Source organism: Actinophytocola sp. (assembly GCF_045807065.1).
Taxonomy (GTDB): domain Bacteria; phylum Actinomycetota; class Actinomycetes; order Mycobacteriales; family Pseudonocardiaceae; genus Actinophytocola.
On sequence record NZ_JBJMIE010000554.1, the window covers coordinates 1 to 15,049 of the forward strand.

17 protein-coding genes and 1 pseudogene are annotated in these 15,049 nt (G+C 72.5%); 7 read left to right on the forward strand and 11 right to left on the reverse strand.

The genetic code is table 11. The features are described 5' to 3' along the window. Window positions 1–258: 258 nt before the first annotated feature. Window positions 259–450: a hypothetical protein gene (locus tag ACJ73U_RS32315; protein ID WP_407781529.1), complete on the forward strand. Its 192-nt coding sequence runs from the start codon at window positions 259–261 to the stop codon at window positions 448–450. A gap of 48 nt (window positions 451–498) precedes the next feature. On the opposite strand, the gene ACJ73U_RS32320 is transcribed toward ACJ73U_RS32315, so the two are convergent. Further along, the gene (locus ACJ73U_RS32320; RefSeq protein ID WP_407781530.1) at window positions 499–1,299 is read right to left on the reverse strand and encodes a helix-turn-helix domain-containing protein; all 801 of its coding nucleotides are present in this window, start codon (window positions 1,297–1,299) and stop codon (window positions 499–501) included. A gap of 109 nt (window positions 1,300–1,408) precedes the next feature. Continuing rightward, window positions 1,409–1,810 carry a VOC family protein gene (locus ACJ73U_RS32325; protein ID WP_407781545.1) on the reverse strand — a complete coding sequence of 134 codons (402 nt, stop codon included), beginning with the start codon at window positions 1,808–1,810 and terminating at the stop codon, window positions 1,409–1,411. Between the two features lie 94 nt (window positions 1,811–1,904). On the opposite strand from ACJ73U_RS32325, the gene ACJ73U_RS32330 reads away from it, so the two are divergent. After that, entirely contained in the window at window positions 1,905–2,870 is a 966-nt protein-coding gene (locus ACJ73U_RS32330) for a helix-turn-helix transcriptional regulator (protein ID WP_407781531.1), read from the forward strand. Here the strand turns inward: ACJ73U_RS32330 and ACJ73U_RS32335 are convergent. Beyond that, entirely contained in the window at window positions 2,837–3,334 is a 498-nt protein-coding gene (locus ACJ73U_RS32335) for an FAD-dependent oxidoreductase (protein ID WP_407781532.1), read from the reverse strand. The two genes, ACJ73U_RS32330 and ACJ73U_RS32335, sit on opposite strands and share 34 nt — an antisense overlap. A 143-nt stretch (window positions 3,335–3,477) precedes the next feature. Then, window positions 3,478–3,825 (reverse strand): annotated as a pseudogene (locus ACJ73U_RS32340) (FAD-dependent oxidoreductase); the annotation flags it as partial. Between ACJ73U_RS32340 and ACJ73U_RS32345 the strand changes: the two are divergent. After that, window positions 3,757–4,395, forward strand: coding sequence for a TetR/AcrR family transcriptional regulator (locus ACJ73U_RS32345; RefSeq protein WP_407781533.1), 639 nt, complete (start codon window positions 3,757–3,759; stop codon window positions 4,393–4,395). The pseudogene ACJ73U_RS32340 and the gene ACJ73U_RS32345 overlap by 69 nt on opposite strands. On the opposite strand, the gene ACJ73U_RS32350 is transcribed toward ACJ73U_RS32345, so the two are convergent. Beyond that, the gene (locus ACJ73U_RS32350) at window positions 4,366–4,842 is read right to left on the reverse strand and encodes a MarR family winged helix-turn-helix transcriptional regulator (RefSeq protein ID WP_407781534.1); all 477 of its coding nucleotides are present in this window, start codon (window positions 4,840–4,842) and stop codon (window positions 4,366–4,368) included. The genes ACJ73U_RS32345 and ACJ73U_RS32350 overlap by 30 nt on opposite strands. Before the next feature lie 66 nt (window positions 4,843–4,908). On the opposite strand from ACJ73U_RS32350, the gene ACJ73U_RS32355 reads away from it, so the two are divergent. Continuing rightward, entirely contained in the window at window positions 4,909–5,865 is a 957-nt protein-coding gene (locus ACJ73U_RS32355) for an NAD-dependent epimerase/dehydratase family protein (RefSeq protein WP_407781535.1), read from the forward strand. A gap of 192 nt (window positions 5,866–6,057) precedes the next feature. On the opposite strand, the gene ACJ73U_RS32360 is transcribed toward ACJ73U_RS32355, so the two are convergent. After that, window positions 6,058–7,809: an ABC transporter ATP-binding protein gene (locus ACJ73U_RS32360; RefSeq protein WP_407781536.1), complete on the reverse strand. Its 1,752-nt coding sequence runs from the start codon at window positions 7,807–7,809 to the stop codon at window positions 6,058–6,060. After that, window positions 7,806–9,536 (reverse strand): ABC transporter ATP-binding protein, encoded by a 1,731-nt coding sequence (locus ACJ73U_RS32365; protein ID WP_407781537.1) that lies wholly within the window; start codon window positions 9,534–9,536, stop codon window positions 7,806–7,808. Before ACJ73U_RS32365 ends, ACJ73U_RS32360 begins: the two co-directional genes overlap by 4 nt. A gap of 139 nt (window positions 9,537–9,675) precedes the next feature. On the opposite strand from ACJ73U_RS32365, the gene ACJ73U_RS32370 reads away from it, so the two are divergent. Further along, window positions 9,676–10,584, forward strand: coding sequence for a sucrase ferredoxin (locus ACJ73U_RS32370; protein ID WP_407781538.1), 909 nt, complete (start codon window positions 9,676–9,678; stop codon window positions 10,582–10,584). Here ACJ73U_RS32370 and ACJ73U_RS32375 read toward each other — a convergent pair. From ACJ73U_RS32375 to ACJ73U_RS32390, 4 genes are all read right to left on the reverse strand, one after another. Beyond that, window positions 10,562–10,999, reverse strand: coding sequence for a protein-tyrosine phosphatase family protein (locus ACJ73U_RS32375; RefSeq protein ID WP_407781539.1), 438 nt, complete (start codon window positions 10,997–10,999; stop codon window positions 10,562–10,564). The two genes, ACJ73U_RS32370 and ACJ73U_RS32375, sit on opposite strands and share 23 nt — an antisense overlap. Window positions 11,000–11,165: 166 nt before the next feature. After that, window positions 11,166–12,479, reverse strand: coding sequence for an SPFH domain-containing protein (locus ACJ73U_RS32380; RefSeq protein WP_407781540.1), 1,314 nt, complete (start codon window positions 12,477–12,479; stop codon window positions 11,166–11,168). 138 nt (window positions 12,480–12,617) lie between these two features. Then, window positions 12,618–13,046 (reverse strand): NfeD family protein, encoded by a 429-nt coding sequence (locus ACJ73U_RS32385; protein ID WP_407781541.1) that lies wholly within the window; start codon window positions 13,044–13,046, stop codon window positions 12,618–12,620. Window positions 13,047–13,080: 34 nt separating this feature from the next. Beyond that, entirely contained in the window at window positions 13,081–13,890 is an 810-nt protein-coding gene (locus tag ACJ73U_RS32390; protein ID WP_407781542.1) for a DUF3097 domain-containing protein, read from the reverse strand. A gap of 75 nt (window positions 13,891–13,965) precedes the next feature. Between ACJ73U_RS32390 and ACJ73U_RS32395 the strand changes: the two genes are divergently transcribed. Together ACJ73U_RS32395 and ACJ73U_RS32400 are read left to right on the forward strand one after the other, a co-directional pair. Then, entirely contained in the window at window positions 13,966–14,475 is a 510-nt protein-coding gene (locus ACJ73U_RS32395; protein ID WP_407781543.1) for an RNA polymerase sigma factor, read from the forward strand. Continuing rightward, a partial coding sequence (locus tag ACJ73U_RS32400; RefSeq protein ID WP_407781544.1) for a VOC family protein occupies window positions 14,472–15,049 on the forward strand: 578 nt, incomplete at its 3' end. The genes ACJ73U_RS32395 and ACJ73U_RS32400, both read left to right, overlap by 4 nt.

The window sequence follows — 15,049 nt, forward strand, 5'->3', positions numbered from 1 at the left end:
CTCGGGGTGCGCGTCGCGCAGGGCTTCCATCTCGGCAAACCGGAGCCGCTGCGTGAGCTGCTGGCCCGCCCGCACGGCACCTGGATGCGGCGGCCCCGTCTCATCGGCGGCATAGACGTGGAGGTCAACGGGTCCGGGCTCGGGGAGATTTCCGAGAACACTCCCTGAAGTGCTCGACCAATGCACAAGCGGGACCCGGTACACATAGGGAACGACCTGTCGGGGTCGGGAAGATCCTTCCGTGGGTGGTGGTGCGCAATGTCCGATTCGAATCCCGTGGCGGAGATCAGTGGACTGCAGATCTGCATCGTCAACACCGACGCCCAGATCGACGCGGCGCTGGACAACGGGGACCGTCGCGCGTTCCGGGTGTGGTGCCTTCGCAGGCAGTCGCTGATCGCGAGGGTGGAACGGGTGCTCGTCGAGGCCGCGACGGCACAGGCCGCGTGACCTGCCTGACCCCGACCATATCGTCACGTGACGAAACAGTGTTCGGGGTCAGGGGAGCGGCAGGGGAGCACGCCGGTGCCGGCGCAGCAGCTCCGCGCTGTCCTCGTCGGCGGGCAGGAACGCCTCCAGCACCAGCTCGGCGAGCGTGACGTCGGTGGCCGTCGCGAACGACGTCAACGTGGTGATCAGGCGTAGCTCGCCGAGCGCCGTGGCAAGCCGCATCGGCACCGAGAACCCCAGGTGCTCGGGTCCGACCGGCGCCGCCGGCACGTACCCGGCCAGCTCGGCCACGAACGCGTCCAGCCGCGGGTCCGGGCTGCGTCGCGCCCGCGCCCGCAGGTTCTCCACGACGTGGCGGCCCCACTCGGCCAGGTTCGCCACCCGCGGCGCCAACCCGTCCGGGTGCAGCATCACCCGCAGCAGGTTCACCGGCGGCTCGAGCAACCCCGGCGAGACACCGTCGAAGAACACACCGACCGCGTCGTTGGCGGCCACCACCCGCCCGTACGGCGCGACGACGACCGCCGGGTACGGCAGGTGCCCGTCGAGGACCTGCTCGATGGCGGCGCGCACCGGCCGCAGCACCGCCTCGTCGTACCCGGACTCGGCGAACACGGGCGCGTACCCGGCGGCGGCGAGCAGGTCGTTGCGTTCCCGCAGCGACAGGCCCAGCGACTCGGCCAGCCGCAGCACGATCTCCCGACCGGGTCGGGAACGGCCGCTCTCGATGAAGCTGACGTGGCGTTGCGTCGTGCCGGCCAGGGACGCCAGTTCCAGCTGGCTGACCCGACGAACGCGCCGCCACCGCCGCAGCTGCGCGCCCACACCGGTGGTCTCGATGGTGCTCACCCCAGGAGTTGTAGCCGACCCCACCGACAGCGCGCGTCACGCACCTGGTCAGCGCGTGTTCCAGCCCTGATCGACCCCGCTCCCCGAAAGTTCGATAATCTACATTATGTTAAGTAAGACGGGAGAGCACCTCCAGGTAGTGCGGGTTGGTCATGACGCCGATGGCGTTGCCGAACGGGTCGGCGACCACCGCGGTGACGAAGCCCTCCCCGCGCGGTGTGATGCCCTGCAGTGGTGTCGCACCCAGTGAGAGCAGCCGCGCGAACGTCGCCTCGAGGTCGTCGACGTGCCAGTTCATGACCGCGCCGCCGGACGTGCCGTGCGGGGCGTACCGGCTGTCGATGATGCCCAGCTCGGCCTGGTAGTCCCCGATGCGGTACTCGACGTACGCGGGCCGGCCGTCCACGTCGCGGCGGAAGTACGGCTCGGTGCCCAGGACCTCGGTGTACCAGGCCTCGGCGGCGGTCAGGTCGTCGGCGAAGTAGTTGATGGTGGCGAACCCGCGGAACATGTCGGTGGTCCCTTCCCTGGTGGTGTGTTCGGAGACCACTGTCCGGGTCAAAGTGCTCACCGAACGAGCACTTTGGCGGGCAGAATCCCCCGGTATGCGTGCCGATCGTCTTGTGGCGACCCTCCTGTTCATGCAGACGCGGGGCCGGGTGACCGCCAGACAGGTCGCCGCCGAGCTGGAGGTGTCGGTGGCCACCGCGCGCCGGGACCTCGAGGCGTTGTCGGCGGCCGGTATCCCGGTGTACCCGCAGCCGGGGCGTGGTGGCGGCTGGTCCCTGGTGGGTGGTGCCCGCACCGACCTGTCCGGGTTGACCGCCGCCGAGGCCCACGCGTTGTTCCTGCTGGTGGGCCCGGCCGCGGCGGTGGCGCCGGAGGCGAAGGCCGCGCTGCGCAAGCTGGTCCGTGCCCTCCCGGACACCTTCCGCGCCGACGCCGAGGCCGCCGCCACCGCCGTGGTGATCGACCCGGCTGGTTGGGGTGAGCGGGTCGCGCCGCGGTCGCCGGTGGTGGAGCTGCTGGAGCGGGCGGTGGTGCGGCGGCGGACGGTGCGTTTCTCCTACGCGAGCCGGGGCCGGGAGCCGACCACGCGGGTGGTCGATCCGTGGGGGCTCGTGGACAAGGACGACGTCTGGTACCTGGTCGCCGGCACCGACGCCGGTCAGCGGACGTTTCGGGTCGACCGTGTCGCCGGTGTCGAGCTGACGGCGCGGACGTTCCCGCGGCCCGCCGGGTTCGACCTCGCGACGGCGTGGGACCGGGTGGTCGCCGAGGTCGAGGAACACAGGTCGGGTGTCTCGGCGACCGTGCTGGTGGCCGCCCGGCACGTGTTCGTGCTGCGCGACCAGTTCGGGCGGCACTGCGTGGTGCTCGACACCCTGGACGACGGCCGGGTGCGGGTCCGGCTGTCCGCGCCCACTCCCCTCATGATCGCCCAGCCGCTGGCGGGGTGGGGCGCGCTGCTGGAGGTGGCGGACTCCCCCGAGGTCCGTGCCGAGCTGGCGCGGCTGGGCGCGGAGCTGGTGGCGCGTTACGCGGTGACGGGCAGCTCCCCCACGTCGTAGTTGTAGAGCCAGCCGGTGGCCTTGTCGTAGAAGTGCTTGAGGCCGAAGGACATGACGGTGTCGGTGAGGCGGCGCCGCACCGGGTTGGCGGCCTTCTTGCGGGCGCGGTTGTCGGCGCCGGCCTTGAGCATCCTGTTGACGCGCGGCCTGCGGGCCTCGTCGTAGGCGGCGAGCGCGGCGGGCACCGGGTCGGTGGCGAGCCGCTGCGCGAGCACGATGGCGTCCTCGATGGCCATGGACGCGCCCTGGCCGGCGCCGACGGGGTGCGCGGCGTCGCCGATGAGCACGGTCCGGTCGTCGTGCCAGATGGGTACGAGCGCGAGGACGTGGTCGCGGGTCGGCGGTCGCGGGTCGGTGGCGTGTTCCAGGACGGCCAGCGCCTGCTCCTCGTGGCGGTACCGGTCGCGCAGCATGGCGAGGTCCAGCGGTGCGTCCGGGTCGGGTCGATGACCTGCGCCGCCCACCAGGTGGCGCCGCCGCCGTCGAGGTAGGCGAACGCTCCCCCGCGTCCCATGATCATGTTGAACACGCCGGGCGGGGTGGGGGCGGCGCTGGTGCCGAAGACGTGACGGATGCCGGCGTAGCCGGGACGGGGTGCGTCGGCGTCGAGGACGGCGCGGGTGGTCGACCAGATGCCGTCGGCGCCGACGAGCAGGTCCGAGTCGACCGTGGTGCCGCATGCGAGGGTGATCCGGACGCGGTCGCCCTCGCATGCGGCGTCGGTGACCCGCTCCCCCGTGACCACGCGTGCGCCGTCGTCGGTGGCGGCGTCGCGCAGCACGGACACGAGGTCGGCGCGCCGGATCGTGATGCTGTGTTCGCGGTCGGTTGACCTGCGACCGCGGGGGTTCTCCCCCAGCAGGGTGCCGCGGCTGGACCACATCCGTTGGAGCGGGACGTCGATGCCATACGCCCGTACCGCGTCCTGGAGGCCGACCGCGTCGAGCGCCCGCAACCCGTTGGTGGCGAGGCTGACGAACCCGCCGAGGCCGTCCGCGGCTACCTGAACACGAAGATCACCGACATCACCGCGGAGGCCGGCCGGGCGACCGGCTCGTTCTACGACCACTTCCCCAGCAAGGAGGCCCTGCTCCAGGCGTTGATGCGCGACCTGGAGGACTCCGCCGACGAGGAGCTGGAGAGCTGGGAGCACCCGGCCGACCACGACCTGACCGACCGGGCCCAGCTGCGCGACCACCTGGCGGTGGGCTGGCGGATGTTCCGCACGCACCTGCCGGTCGTGGTGGCGCAGACGCAGGCGATGATCGCCGAGGACCCGGGCCGCGGCCGGGCGTGGCAGTCGCTCACCGAGCAGACCGTGGAGTTCCGCCACCACCTGCAGTACCTACGCGACCGGGGCGACGCGGTGCCGGGCGACCCCACGCTCGTGGCCGCGGCGATCGGCGCGATGATGGGCCTGCTCGGCTACGCCGTACTGACGGCGGAGGGCATCCCCTACAGCGACGAGGAGATCGTGGACACCCTCACGTCGCTGCTACTGCACGGCCTCGCCGGCCCGGCCTGAACGCGGCGGGGGCTGGTTCACGAGTGTCCGCAGCGCGGCGCGCAACTGCCGGGCGGTCTGCGGGTCCAGCGGCGCCAGGAACTCGCGTTCGGCCTCGTCGCTCGCCCTGGTTCCCCGTTCGAGCACGTCCTGACCGGCGGCGGTCAGCTCGACCACGTTGCGGCGCCGGTCCTCGGCGTGGGGGTGGCGGGACACCAGGCCCTTGTCCTCGAGTGTGTCGAGGAGCGCGACCATCGTCGTGCGGTCGACGCCGAGCCGCTGGGCGGCCTGCTGCTGGGACGCGGGTTCGTCGCCGGCGAGGACGAGCAGGACGGCCAGTTCTCGCCCGTTGACGCCCAGGGACGCGAGCGCGCGGGTGCTCAGCTCGTTCATGCGGAGCTGGGCGTGCTTGAGCAGGTAGCCCAACCGCGCGCTCACTTCGGGGCCTGGTCCGTCGTTCCTCGACACCCACCGATCCTAACGCTAGGCTGATCGTCAGTAACACTGATGATCAGGGCTGCGACAGGAGTAGTGATGATTCTGGTTACCGGGGGTCTGGGGTTCATCGGCCGGCACACGGTCCGCGCGTTGCTGGACCTCGGCGAGTCATGTGTATTGCTTCAGCGGCGGACACCCGAGGTGCCGCCGGACCTCGCCGGGGAGCGGGTCGCGATCGAGCAGGTCGATCTCGGTGACCTGGCGGCGCTACTGGCCGTGGGCGAGCGCCACGAGATCACCGGCATCGTGCACCTGGCGGGGTCGGTGCCGTGGCCACCGGGTGCCCACGAGCCGCTCGACGGCGCGCGGGAGGCGCTCGCGAGCCTGCTCAACGTCGTCCAGGCGGCGGCCGCGTGGGGTGTGTCGCGGCTGGGGGTCGCCAGCACGATCGGGGTGTACGGCGGGGTGGCCGAGGAGGGCCCGCTGTATGAGGACGTGCCGCTGCCGATGACCTCGGGGCACGTGATCCCGGCGTTCAAGAAGATCGGTGAGCTGCTCGTGGACCACCTGTCCGGCGCGCTGGACGTGGAGATCGTCAACTACCGCATCGGCGCGATCTGGGGCCCGCACGGGCGGGTGGCGTCGCCGTTCATCGCGGCGCCGGCGCTCGTGCACGCGGCCGCGTTCGGCACGCGACCGGACCTGACGGCGCTGTACTCGCCCGCGCACGCCGAGGACGCGATCGACCTGTGCTACGGCAAGGACTGCGGCCGCGCCATCGCGTCGCTGCAGCTCGCGGACTCGCTCAGCCACCGCACCTACAACGTCTCCTCGGGGCGGGCGACCACCAACGCGGAGATCGTCGCCGCGATCAGGGCCGTGGTCCCGGACGCCCGGGTCGATCTGCCGACCGGCGGTTCGGGTCGCCCGCTCTGGCTGGACACGACCCGCCTCGTGCGGGACACGGGTTTCCGCCCCGCCTACGACACCGAGCGTGCGGTCGCCGACTACCTGACCTGGCTCCGCGCGGCGCGCACCGACATGACGACATAGCGATATGTCGACCCGGACGTGCTGATTGTTGATCAAGGGAGTTAACGGTAGCGCAGGTAGCGAAGGCTGTCATCCGGAGTTGGGCCGGAGCACCGCGCTCCTGCGGTACGCCGGTGACGGCAGCCAGCGACGATCCGCCTGGCCCACCGCACAGCCGTCGGGATGGGACCCGCAGGAGGATTTCGGGGGAGGTCAGCCGTGCCAGTGGTGCCAGAGGGCCGCGTACTCGCCGGCCTGGGTGACGAGGGTGTCGTGGGTGCCCAGTTCGGTGATGCGGCCGCCGGCCATGACGGCCACGCGGTCGGCGTAGTGGGCGGTGTGCAGGCGGTGGGCGATCGCGATGACGGTGCGGCCGGCGAGGACCGCGGCCATCGCCCGTTCGGCGTGGCGGGCGGTGGCCGGGTCGAGCAGGGCGGTCGCCTCGTCGAGGATGACGGTGTGCGGGTCGGCCAGCACCACGCGGGCCAGCGCGAGCTGCTGGGCCTGTGGCGCGTCGAGCGTGCGGGCGTTGGCGCCCAGCGCGGTGTTCAGCCCGTCGGGCAGGTCCCGCACCCAGGTCGCGTCGACGGCGGCGAGCGCGGCGAGTATCCGTTCGTCGTCCGCGTCCGGTGCGGCGATCGCCAGGTTGTCCCGCACGGTGCCGAGGAACACGTGGTGTTCCTGGGTGACCAGCACGATCCGGCGCCGCAGCTCCTCGGGTGGCAGCAACGCGACCGGCGCGCCGCCGACGGTGATGTGACCGGTCCTGGGCACGTCCACCCCGGCGAGCAGCCGGCCGAGCGTGGACTTGCCGGCGCCGGACGGGCCGACGATCGCGAGCCGCTCCCCCGGCCGCACGGACAGGTCCACGCCGTGCAGCACGTCCCGGTCGCCGCTGTAGGCGTAGTGGACGCCGCGGACCTCGAGCCGGTCGTCCCGCGGGTGCGCGGTGCCGACGGGCGCCGGTTCGACCTCGCCGACGCCCTTGACCCTGGCCAGCGACGCGGCGCTGCGCTGCACCTGCTCGATCCACATGAGCACCCGGTTGATGGGGTCGACCAGCTGCATCGCGTACAGCGCGGAGGTGACCACCGCGCCGAGGCTCACCAGGTCAGCGGTGTACAGCAGGCCGCCGGCGAACAGGACGGTGACGGTGGCGGCGATGCTGGAGAAGTCCACCCACGGGAACAGCACGCACCGCAGGTACAGCGTCCGCAGGCGGGTCCGCAAGCCCTCGCCGACGCGTGCGTCGGCGTCCGCGACGCGGTGCTCCCGCAGGTCGAACGCCTCGATGGTGCGGGCGCCGTCGACGGTCGCGGCGATCGACTCGGACAGGTCGGAGGTGGCGGTGCCCTCGGCGAGGTAGGCGTGCCGGGCGCGCCGCAGGTACCAGCGGCCGGGCAGCCACAGGGTCGCGATCCCCAGCAGCGCGCACAGCGCCAGCGGCGGGCTGACCAGGAGGATGGCGCCGACCATGAACGTCGCCTGCAGGACCCCCATGAACACCGCGGGCACCGCGTCCCGCAGCGCGCCGCCGATGGTGGCGATGTCGGCGGTGGTGCGCGACATCAGGTCACCGGCACCGGCACGTTCGACCACCGACGTCGGCAGCGCGAGGGTGCGGTCGACGAACTCCTCCCGCAGCCGCGCCAGCGACCGCTCGGCGAACCGGTAGGCGAAGTAGCGGGCGAACCGGGTGAGCACCATGTGCGCCACCGCGAACGCCACGATCGCGACGGCCAGCAGGTCGATGACGGCCGTGTCGGAGGTGCCGGCCTGGACGCGGTCGACGATCCGGCCGATGAGCCACGGCGCACCGAGCCCGGCGAGCGAGGACAGGCACGTCGACGCCGCGACCAGCGCCGCCGCGCCCCGGTCGACGCGGATGATCTCCCAGCCGGCGCGCCGCACCCCGCGCGCGTCGGCCACCGGCAGCCGCCACCCGTCGACACGCTGGTCAGTCATGGTGCCTGGTCGTGGACAAGTTCTTCCTCACTTCCCCGGAAGGCCAGCGCCCGGTAGCCGGGCTGGGTGGCGAGCAGGTCGGCGTGGCTGCCGGTCGCCACGACCCGCCCGGCGACCAGGTAGGCGACGCGGTCGGCGCGGTCGAGCAGCAGCGGCGACGTGGCGACCAGTACGGTCGTACGGCCTGCGCGGGCGTCGGCGAGGCGTCGCGCGATGACGGACTCGGTGTGCGCGTCCACGGCCGAGGTCGGCTCCACGAGCAGCAGCACCTCCGGGTCGGCCAGCAGCGCGCGCACCAGCCGCAGCCGCTGGCGCTGCCCGCCGGACACCGACCGCCCCTGCGCCTCGAGGAAGGAGCCGGTGCCGGCGGGCAGCGCGGCGACGACGTCCTCGGCCATCGCGACGTGGATCGCGGCCCGCAGCGCCGCGTCGGTGTGGTGGTCGTGGGCGGACACCGCCTCCCGCAGCGTTCCGGCGAACAGGTAGGCGTCGTTGTCGGCGACGAGGATCCGCGCCCGCACGTCGGCCAGCGGCATGCCCGACAGGGGCACCCCGCCCCAGGTGACGGCCGAGTCGGTGTACCGGCCGAGCCGGTCGACCAGGTCGGTGGCGTCGGCGGGTACGGCGGCCGCGACCGCGAGCAGCTCACCGGGCCGCACGGTCAACCCGCTTGCGGGGTCGTGCAGCTCGGCGGGTCCGCGCGGTGCAGCCACGGTGGGGCTGTCCTCGACGGCGGGCGCCAGGTTGAGCACGGTGGTGACCCGGCGGGCGGCGACGAGCCCGCGGCTGATGTCCTGGGCGCCCTCGATGAGGAAGTACACCGGGGTGGCGAGGACCGCGACGTACCCGTACACGGCGACCATCTGCCCGACGGTGATCTCTCCGGCGGCGGTCATGCGCGCGGCGAGCCAGGTGACGGCGGCGAGGAACAGGCTGGGCAGCCCGACGCCGAGCCCTTCGATCCAGCTGGCGACCGCGCCCACCCGGTAGCCCTCGGCCCGCAGGTCCTGCGACCCGCGCCGGTACCGGGACGCGAACAGGTCCTTGCCTCCGATCCCGCACAGCACCCGCAGCCCGGCGACGATGTCACCCGCGCGGGCGGTCAACGCGCCCTGGTGCTCACGGTAGGTGGTCTCGGTGCGGCGCAGCCGGTTGAGCAGGGGCCCGATCGAGATCACGAACAGCGGCACCCCCAGCAGCACCACGGTGGCCAGCAGCGGGGAGATCGACACGAGCAGCACGGCGACCGCGGCGTAGGTGACGATCGCGCCGACGCCGGGGCCGGTGGAGGTCATGGTGCGGGAGATGCGGTCGAGGTCGGCGGCGCCGATGCTGACCACCTCGCCGGCGGTGACCCTGCGGGGCAGCTCGGCGCCCACCGCGACCGCGTGCCGGACCACGACCTGCACGGTGCGGTAGCCGGCGTCGTTGCGGATGAAGGTCATGGTGCGGTGCCGGTAGATGCCGATCACGGCGTTGGCCGCGCCGGACACGGCCAGCACCGCCGTCCACAGGCCGAGCGCGCCGAGGTCGCGGGCCCGCAGCCCGTCGTCGATGGCGCGGGCCATCAGGTACGGCGGGAGCATGAGCAGCACCATCCAGGTGGTGGCGAGGGTGGCGCCGAGCAGCACCCGCCACCGCTGGCGCCGCACCAGCCACCACAGGTAGCGCAGCGGGCCGCGTGCGTCCGGCACACCGGGATCGGCATAGGGGACCTTCGGGCGCATGAACCCCACCCTAGGCAGTGGCGTCACCGGTTTTCCGCTCATATACGCCCACCGGCGGCGACGCGGGGCGCGCGGGTTTCACCCGTCGTCGCCACGGGCATGACCCCTTCGGCGGTACCCGCATGAGACGCTGGAGCCGATGAACGCCACCCGCACCCCCGCCGGCTGCGCAGCGCTGGCCGAACAGCTCGCCGAACCACTGGCGGGCACGTCCGCTGTGACCCGGTCCTGGCTGGCGGTCGAGCAGCCCGGGCCGTGGGGCGCCGAGGCGCTGTCCGCGAGCCACCTCGACCACGGGGTGGCGAAGGAGCTGGCGTCGCTGTCCGCGGGCACGGGGGTGCGGATCGTGCTGATCCGCCGGCCGGGCAGCCACCCGGACCGGCACCGCCCGGTGCCCCGCACGGTCTACCTCGCCCACACCGCACCCGGCCGCACCTGGCTGGAACGCACGACGATAACCAACCCCAAGCACCTGTTCGACCTGGACTTCACCCGCGCCGGCGCCGGCACCCCCGGTCTTCTCGGCACACCTGTGTCGGATCGGCTGCTGCTGGTGTGCACGAACGGCCGCCGCGACGTGTGCTGCGCGTTGCGTGGCCGGCCGGTCGCCGCCGCCCTGGCCCCCGGGCACGGCGACCAGGTGTGGGAGTGCACGCACATCGGCGGGCACCGGTTCGCGCCCACCGCGGTCCTGCTGCCCACCGGGTACTCCTACGGGCGCATGAGCGCCGAGGCGGGTGCCCGGTTGCTGGCCAGGGGTCCGGTGTTGGCGAACTGCCGGGGCCGCTCGACGTGGCCGGCGGCGGGCCAGGTCGCCGACCTGGCGGTGCGGGCCGCGATCGGCGACGAGGACCCGGACGCGGTCGCGGTGCCCTCGGTCGAGGAGCTGCCCGCGGGCGGCTGGCTGGCGGCGGTCACCCACACCGACGGCCGCGCCTGGCGGGTCGCGGTCGCCGAACGCATCGGGCCGCCGCGGCCGGCCGCCTGCGGCAAGGCCCCGCAGCCGGCGGTGACGTTGGACGTGGTCAGCCTGCGAACGTGGTCGTGACCCAGCGCCGCTGCCACGGCGTCTCGACCGCACGCGGGTGGTAGTGGGCGCGGGCCCAGGCAACGGCGTCGGCCACGGGCACGCCGGCGAGCACGGCCAGCGCCGAGATCACCGTCCCGGTGCGTCCGATGCCGCCACCGCACGCCACCTCGACCCGCTGCCCGTCCAGGCCACGCCGGTGCAGGTCGCGGATACCCGCCACGGCCAGCGCGGTGTCGCGGGGCAGCCGGAAGTCCGGCCAGTCGAGCCACTCGTGCGGCCAGGCCACGCTGTGCCGCGCCCGCAGCCGCGCCGAACCCAGATAGAGGCCGTACTCCGGGTCGGGGCCCGCGGGCGCGGGGTTGCGCAACCCTCTGCCACGCACCCACACCCCGTCGGGAAGCAGCACCGCACCATCGAGTCGTAACTGAGTCACCGGGCCACTATGGCCCACCCCACCGGCGGTCCATAACGGATTTCCGCTCACCGCGAACGAAGAATTCCCGCACCGGCATTTCTCCACAGCGGACCGGCGTCAATCCAGAGTGGAAAACAAAGCGGTGGCCCCGGACTCGACGGAATCCGGGGCCACCGCGAGAGGCTCACTGAAAACGGGGATCGTCGGACAGTTCCGTCGACTCGTTCGACCGGACCGGCGGCCGCTGCGGGCCCAGACCCGGGTGCGGTGGCGGCGGCTGCTCGTAGGCCGGCCGCTGGTAGGGGCTCGGCTGCTCGTAGCCCTGCGGAGGCGGGGGCGCGATCTCCGGCGCCACCTCCGGGGTCACACCGATCGCCGGCCGCGTCGACGAGGTCGCCAACGGACCGGGAACCTCCTGGCGCGCAACGGCTTCCGCCGCGCGCACGGCCTCGGCCACCTTCGGGTCGGTGGAGGTGTCGAACCAGCTCGCGATGTCCTCCTCGTCGTCATCGCGGCGCTGCGGCGGCTCATAGGCCGGGGGCTCGTACCGGAACACCCCGTCGTCGCCGGGCGCACCCAACTGCCGGGCGAACCCCTCGAGCGCCTTGCCGAAGTCGTTGGGCAACATCCACACCTTGTTGGCGTCGCCCTGCGCCATCTGCGGCAGCGTCTGCAGGTACTGGTAGGCCAGCACCTCCGGCGTCGGCTTGCCCGCCTTGATCGCGTCGAACACCTTCTCGATGGCCTTGGCCTGGCCCTGCGCCTGCAGGTAACGCGCCGCGCGTTCACCCTGCGCACGCAGGATCCGCGACTGCCGCTCACCCTCCGACGCGAGGATCGCCGCCTGCTTGGCGCCCTCCGCGGCCAGGATCTGGCTCTGCTTCTGGCCCTCCGCCGTCTTGATCGCCGCCTCGCGGGTACCTTCCGCGGTCAGGATCATCGCGCGCTTCTCCCGGTCCGCGCGCATCTGCTTCTCCATCGAGTCCTGAATGGACAGCGGCGGGTCGATGGCCTTCAGCTCCACCCGCGCCACCCGGATGCCCCACCGGCCGGTCGCCTCGTCCAGCACACCACGCAGCTGACCGTTGATGGAGTCACGCGAGGTCAGCGTCTCCTCCAGGCTCATGCCACCCACCACGTTGCGCAACGTGGTGGTGGTGAGCTGCTCGACACCCACGATGTAGTCGGAGATCTCGTACACCGCGTCCCGCGGGTTCGTGACCTGGAAGTACACCACCGTGTCGATCGACACCGTCAGGTTGTCCTGGGTGATCACCGGCTGCGGCGGGAACGACACCACCTGCTCACGGCGGTCGATGCGGGCACGCACCCGGTCGAGGAAGGGCACCAGGACGTTGAGCCCCGGCTCGGCGACCGACCGGAACCTGCCGAGCCGCTCGATCACCGCGGACTGGGCCTGCGGGATCACGAGGATCGACTTCACCACGACCGTGATGACGAACAGGATCACGATCACGACGACGATGAGAATGGTCAACGTGCCTCCACTCCGGACGGCGCTTCCTGGCCGGCGTTCAGGAAGTAGACCACAACAAGCCCCCGAACTGGGACATCTCGGCATCGCGTCCAACCAGAAGTTTGGACGCCGCCACCCGCCGCACCGGCCACGACACCCTCAGTCCAAGTCCGCCAGCACGACGGCCGTCGCACCCGCGATCTCCACGACCGTCACCGACTGCCCCGGCTCGATCGCGTGCCCGTCGTCCAACGCGCGCGCCGACCACACGTCCCCGTCGAGCCGGACCTGCCCGCCCTGGACGTCGACGGCCGACACCGCCACCGCCCTGCGGCCGATCAGCTTGTCCACGTTCGTGTGCGTGATCGCCGGATGCAGGCGGTGCTTGAGGTGAGGCCGGGCGATCGTCACCAACCCGATGGACACCACCGCGAACACCGCGACGCTGGCTACCGCGTTCGCGAAAAGCGCTTCCGCGCCGGCGCCCGCGAGCGCACCCACCCCCACCATGAGGAGGAAGAAATCCCCGGACAACATCTCGGCAGCGATCAGCACGATTCCGCCGATGAGCCAGAACAATGCCGCCATACGGCAATGATCTCACCATGTGACGGTTCTAGCACTACTCCCCACCGGTAGTAACGAAATCGATGAGTCGCTCCACCGCGCCGATCAACGGCGTCTCCAGATCCCGGTAGCTGCGCACACCGGCCAGCACCCGCCGCCACCCCTCCGCCGGCTCACCCCACCCCAACGCCGCGCAGATGCCCTCCTTCCACGGCGTACCACGCGGCACCGACGGCCACGCCCCGATACCCACCGCGGCCGGCTTCACCGCCTGCCACACATCCACATACGGGTGACCCGTGACCAGCACGTTCGCATCACCCACCGCGTCGACGATCCGCGACTCCTTGCTGCCCGCGACCAGGTGGTCGACCAGCACCCCCAGCCGCCGGTGGGCGGCCGTACCGAACTCGGCGACCCGCGCCGAAAGATCGTCGATCCCGTGCAACGGCTCCACGACCACGCCCTCCACCCGCAGGTCGTGCCCCCACACCCGCTCCACCAGCTCCGCGTCGTGGATGCCCTCCACCCACAACCGGCTGTCGCGCGCCGTCCGTGCCCGCACCCCCTCGACCCGCACCGACCCCGACGCCGACACCACCCGCTTCGGCGCGGCCGCCCGCGCCGGCCGGACCAGGGTCACCGCCACGCCGTCCACGAGGAACCCGGCCGGGGTCAGCGGGAACACGCGGTGACGACCGCGCCGGTCCTCCAACACCACGTCGCCCTGCTCGAACCGCACCACCGCGCCGCAGAAACCGCTGGCCGGGTCCTCCACCACAAGACCCGGCTCGGCCACCACCTCCGGCACCGTCTTCCGCGCCTTACCCCGCGCCAGGATGTCGCCGTAGCTCTCCGATCGCACGAACAGACACCCTATCGACAACCCCACCCGAAACCCGGGCGTCGGACAAGGCGTGTCCCGGACGACTATGAGGACATGGAAGGCGTGGCGCCGGATCCGGCGCTCGGGCTGCTGGAGCTGTACGACGAGGCGTTACCGCACGTCTACGGCTACCTGCTGGCGCGCTGCCGGGACGCGACCCTGGCCGAGGACCTCACCGCGGAGACGTTCCTCGCCGCCGTCACCGCCGCCCGCCGACCCGCACCACCACCACCCTCGGTCGGCTGGCTCATCGGCGTCGCCCGCCACAAGCTCGCCGACCACTGGCGCCGCCAGGCCCGCGAAGAACGCGGCCTGCGGCTGCTCGACGCAGACGCCGAGGCCGAGGACCCGTGGGACGACACCATCGACGCGATCCGCGCCCACACCGTGCTCGACACCCTCGGCCCCCACCACCGCGCCGCACTCACCCTGCGCTACCTCGACGGGCTGCCCGTGCCCGAGGTCGCCGACCACCTCGGCCGAACCGTCCACGCCACCGAGGCGCTGCTCGTACGCGCCCGCGCCGCGTTCCGCCGCTGCTACCGGGAGGAGGGCTCGTCGTGACCGATCCGTTCGACGCGTTGCGGGAGCCGGTCGTCCCGGCGACACCGGACCCGCTGTTCGCCGCACGGCTACGGGAACGCCTGACCCGCGCCGTGCTCAACCAGGAAGACACCATGACAACCCAACCGACAACCCAACCCGCCACCCGCCGCGCCCCCGCCTGGCCACCCACCCTCACCCCCTACATCGTCGTCGCCGACGCGCGAGCCGCACTCGACTGGTACACCGAGGTGCTCGGCGCCCAGCCACGCGGCGAACCGCACATCGACTCCGACGGCACCATCGGACACATGGAAGTCGACCTCGGCGACGCCGTGCTCATGTTCGCCGAGAAATCCGACCTCTACCCCGAGGTCCCCGTCCAGGCACCCGACTCCCCCACGACCTTCAGCCACTCCCTGCACCTCGACGTGCCCAACGTCGACGACACCGTCGCACTGGCCCGCCGCCGCGGCGCCGCCGTCGAACGCGAACCCGCCGACCAGCCCTACGGCCGCGGCGCGGTCATCGTCGACCCGTTCGGCCACCGCTGGCTGCTGCTCACCCCCCCCCCCCCCCCCCCCCCCCCCCCCCC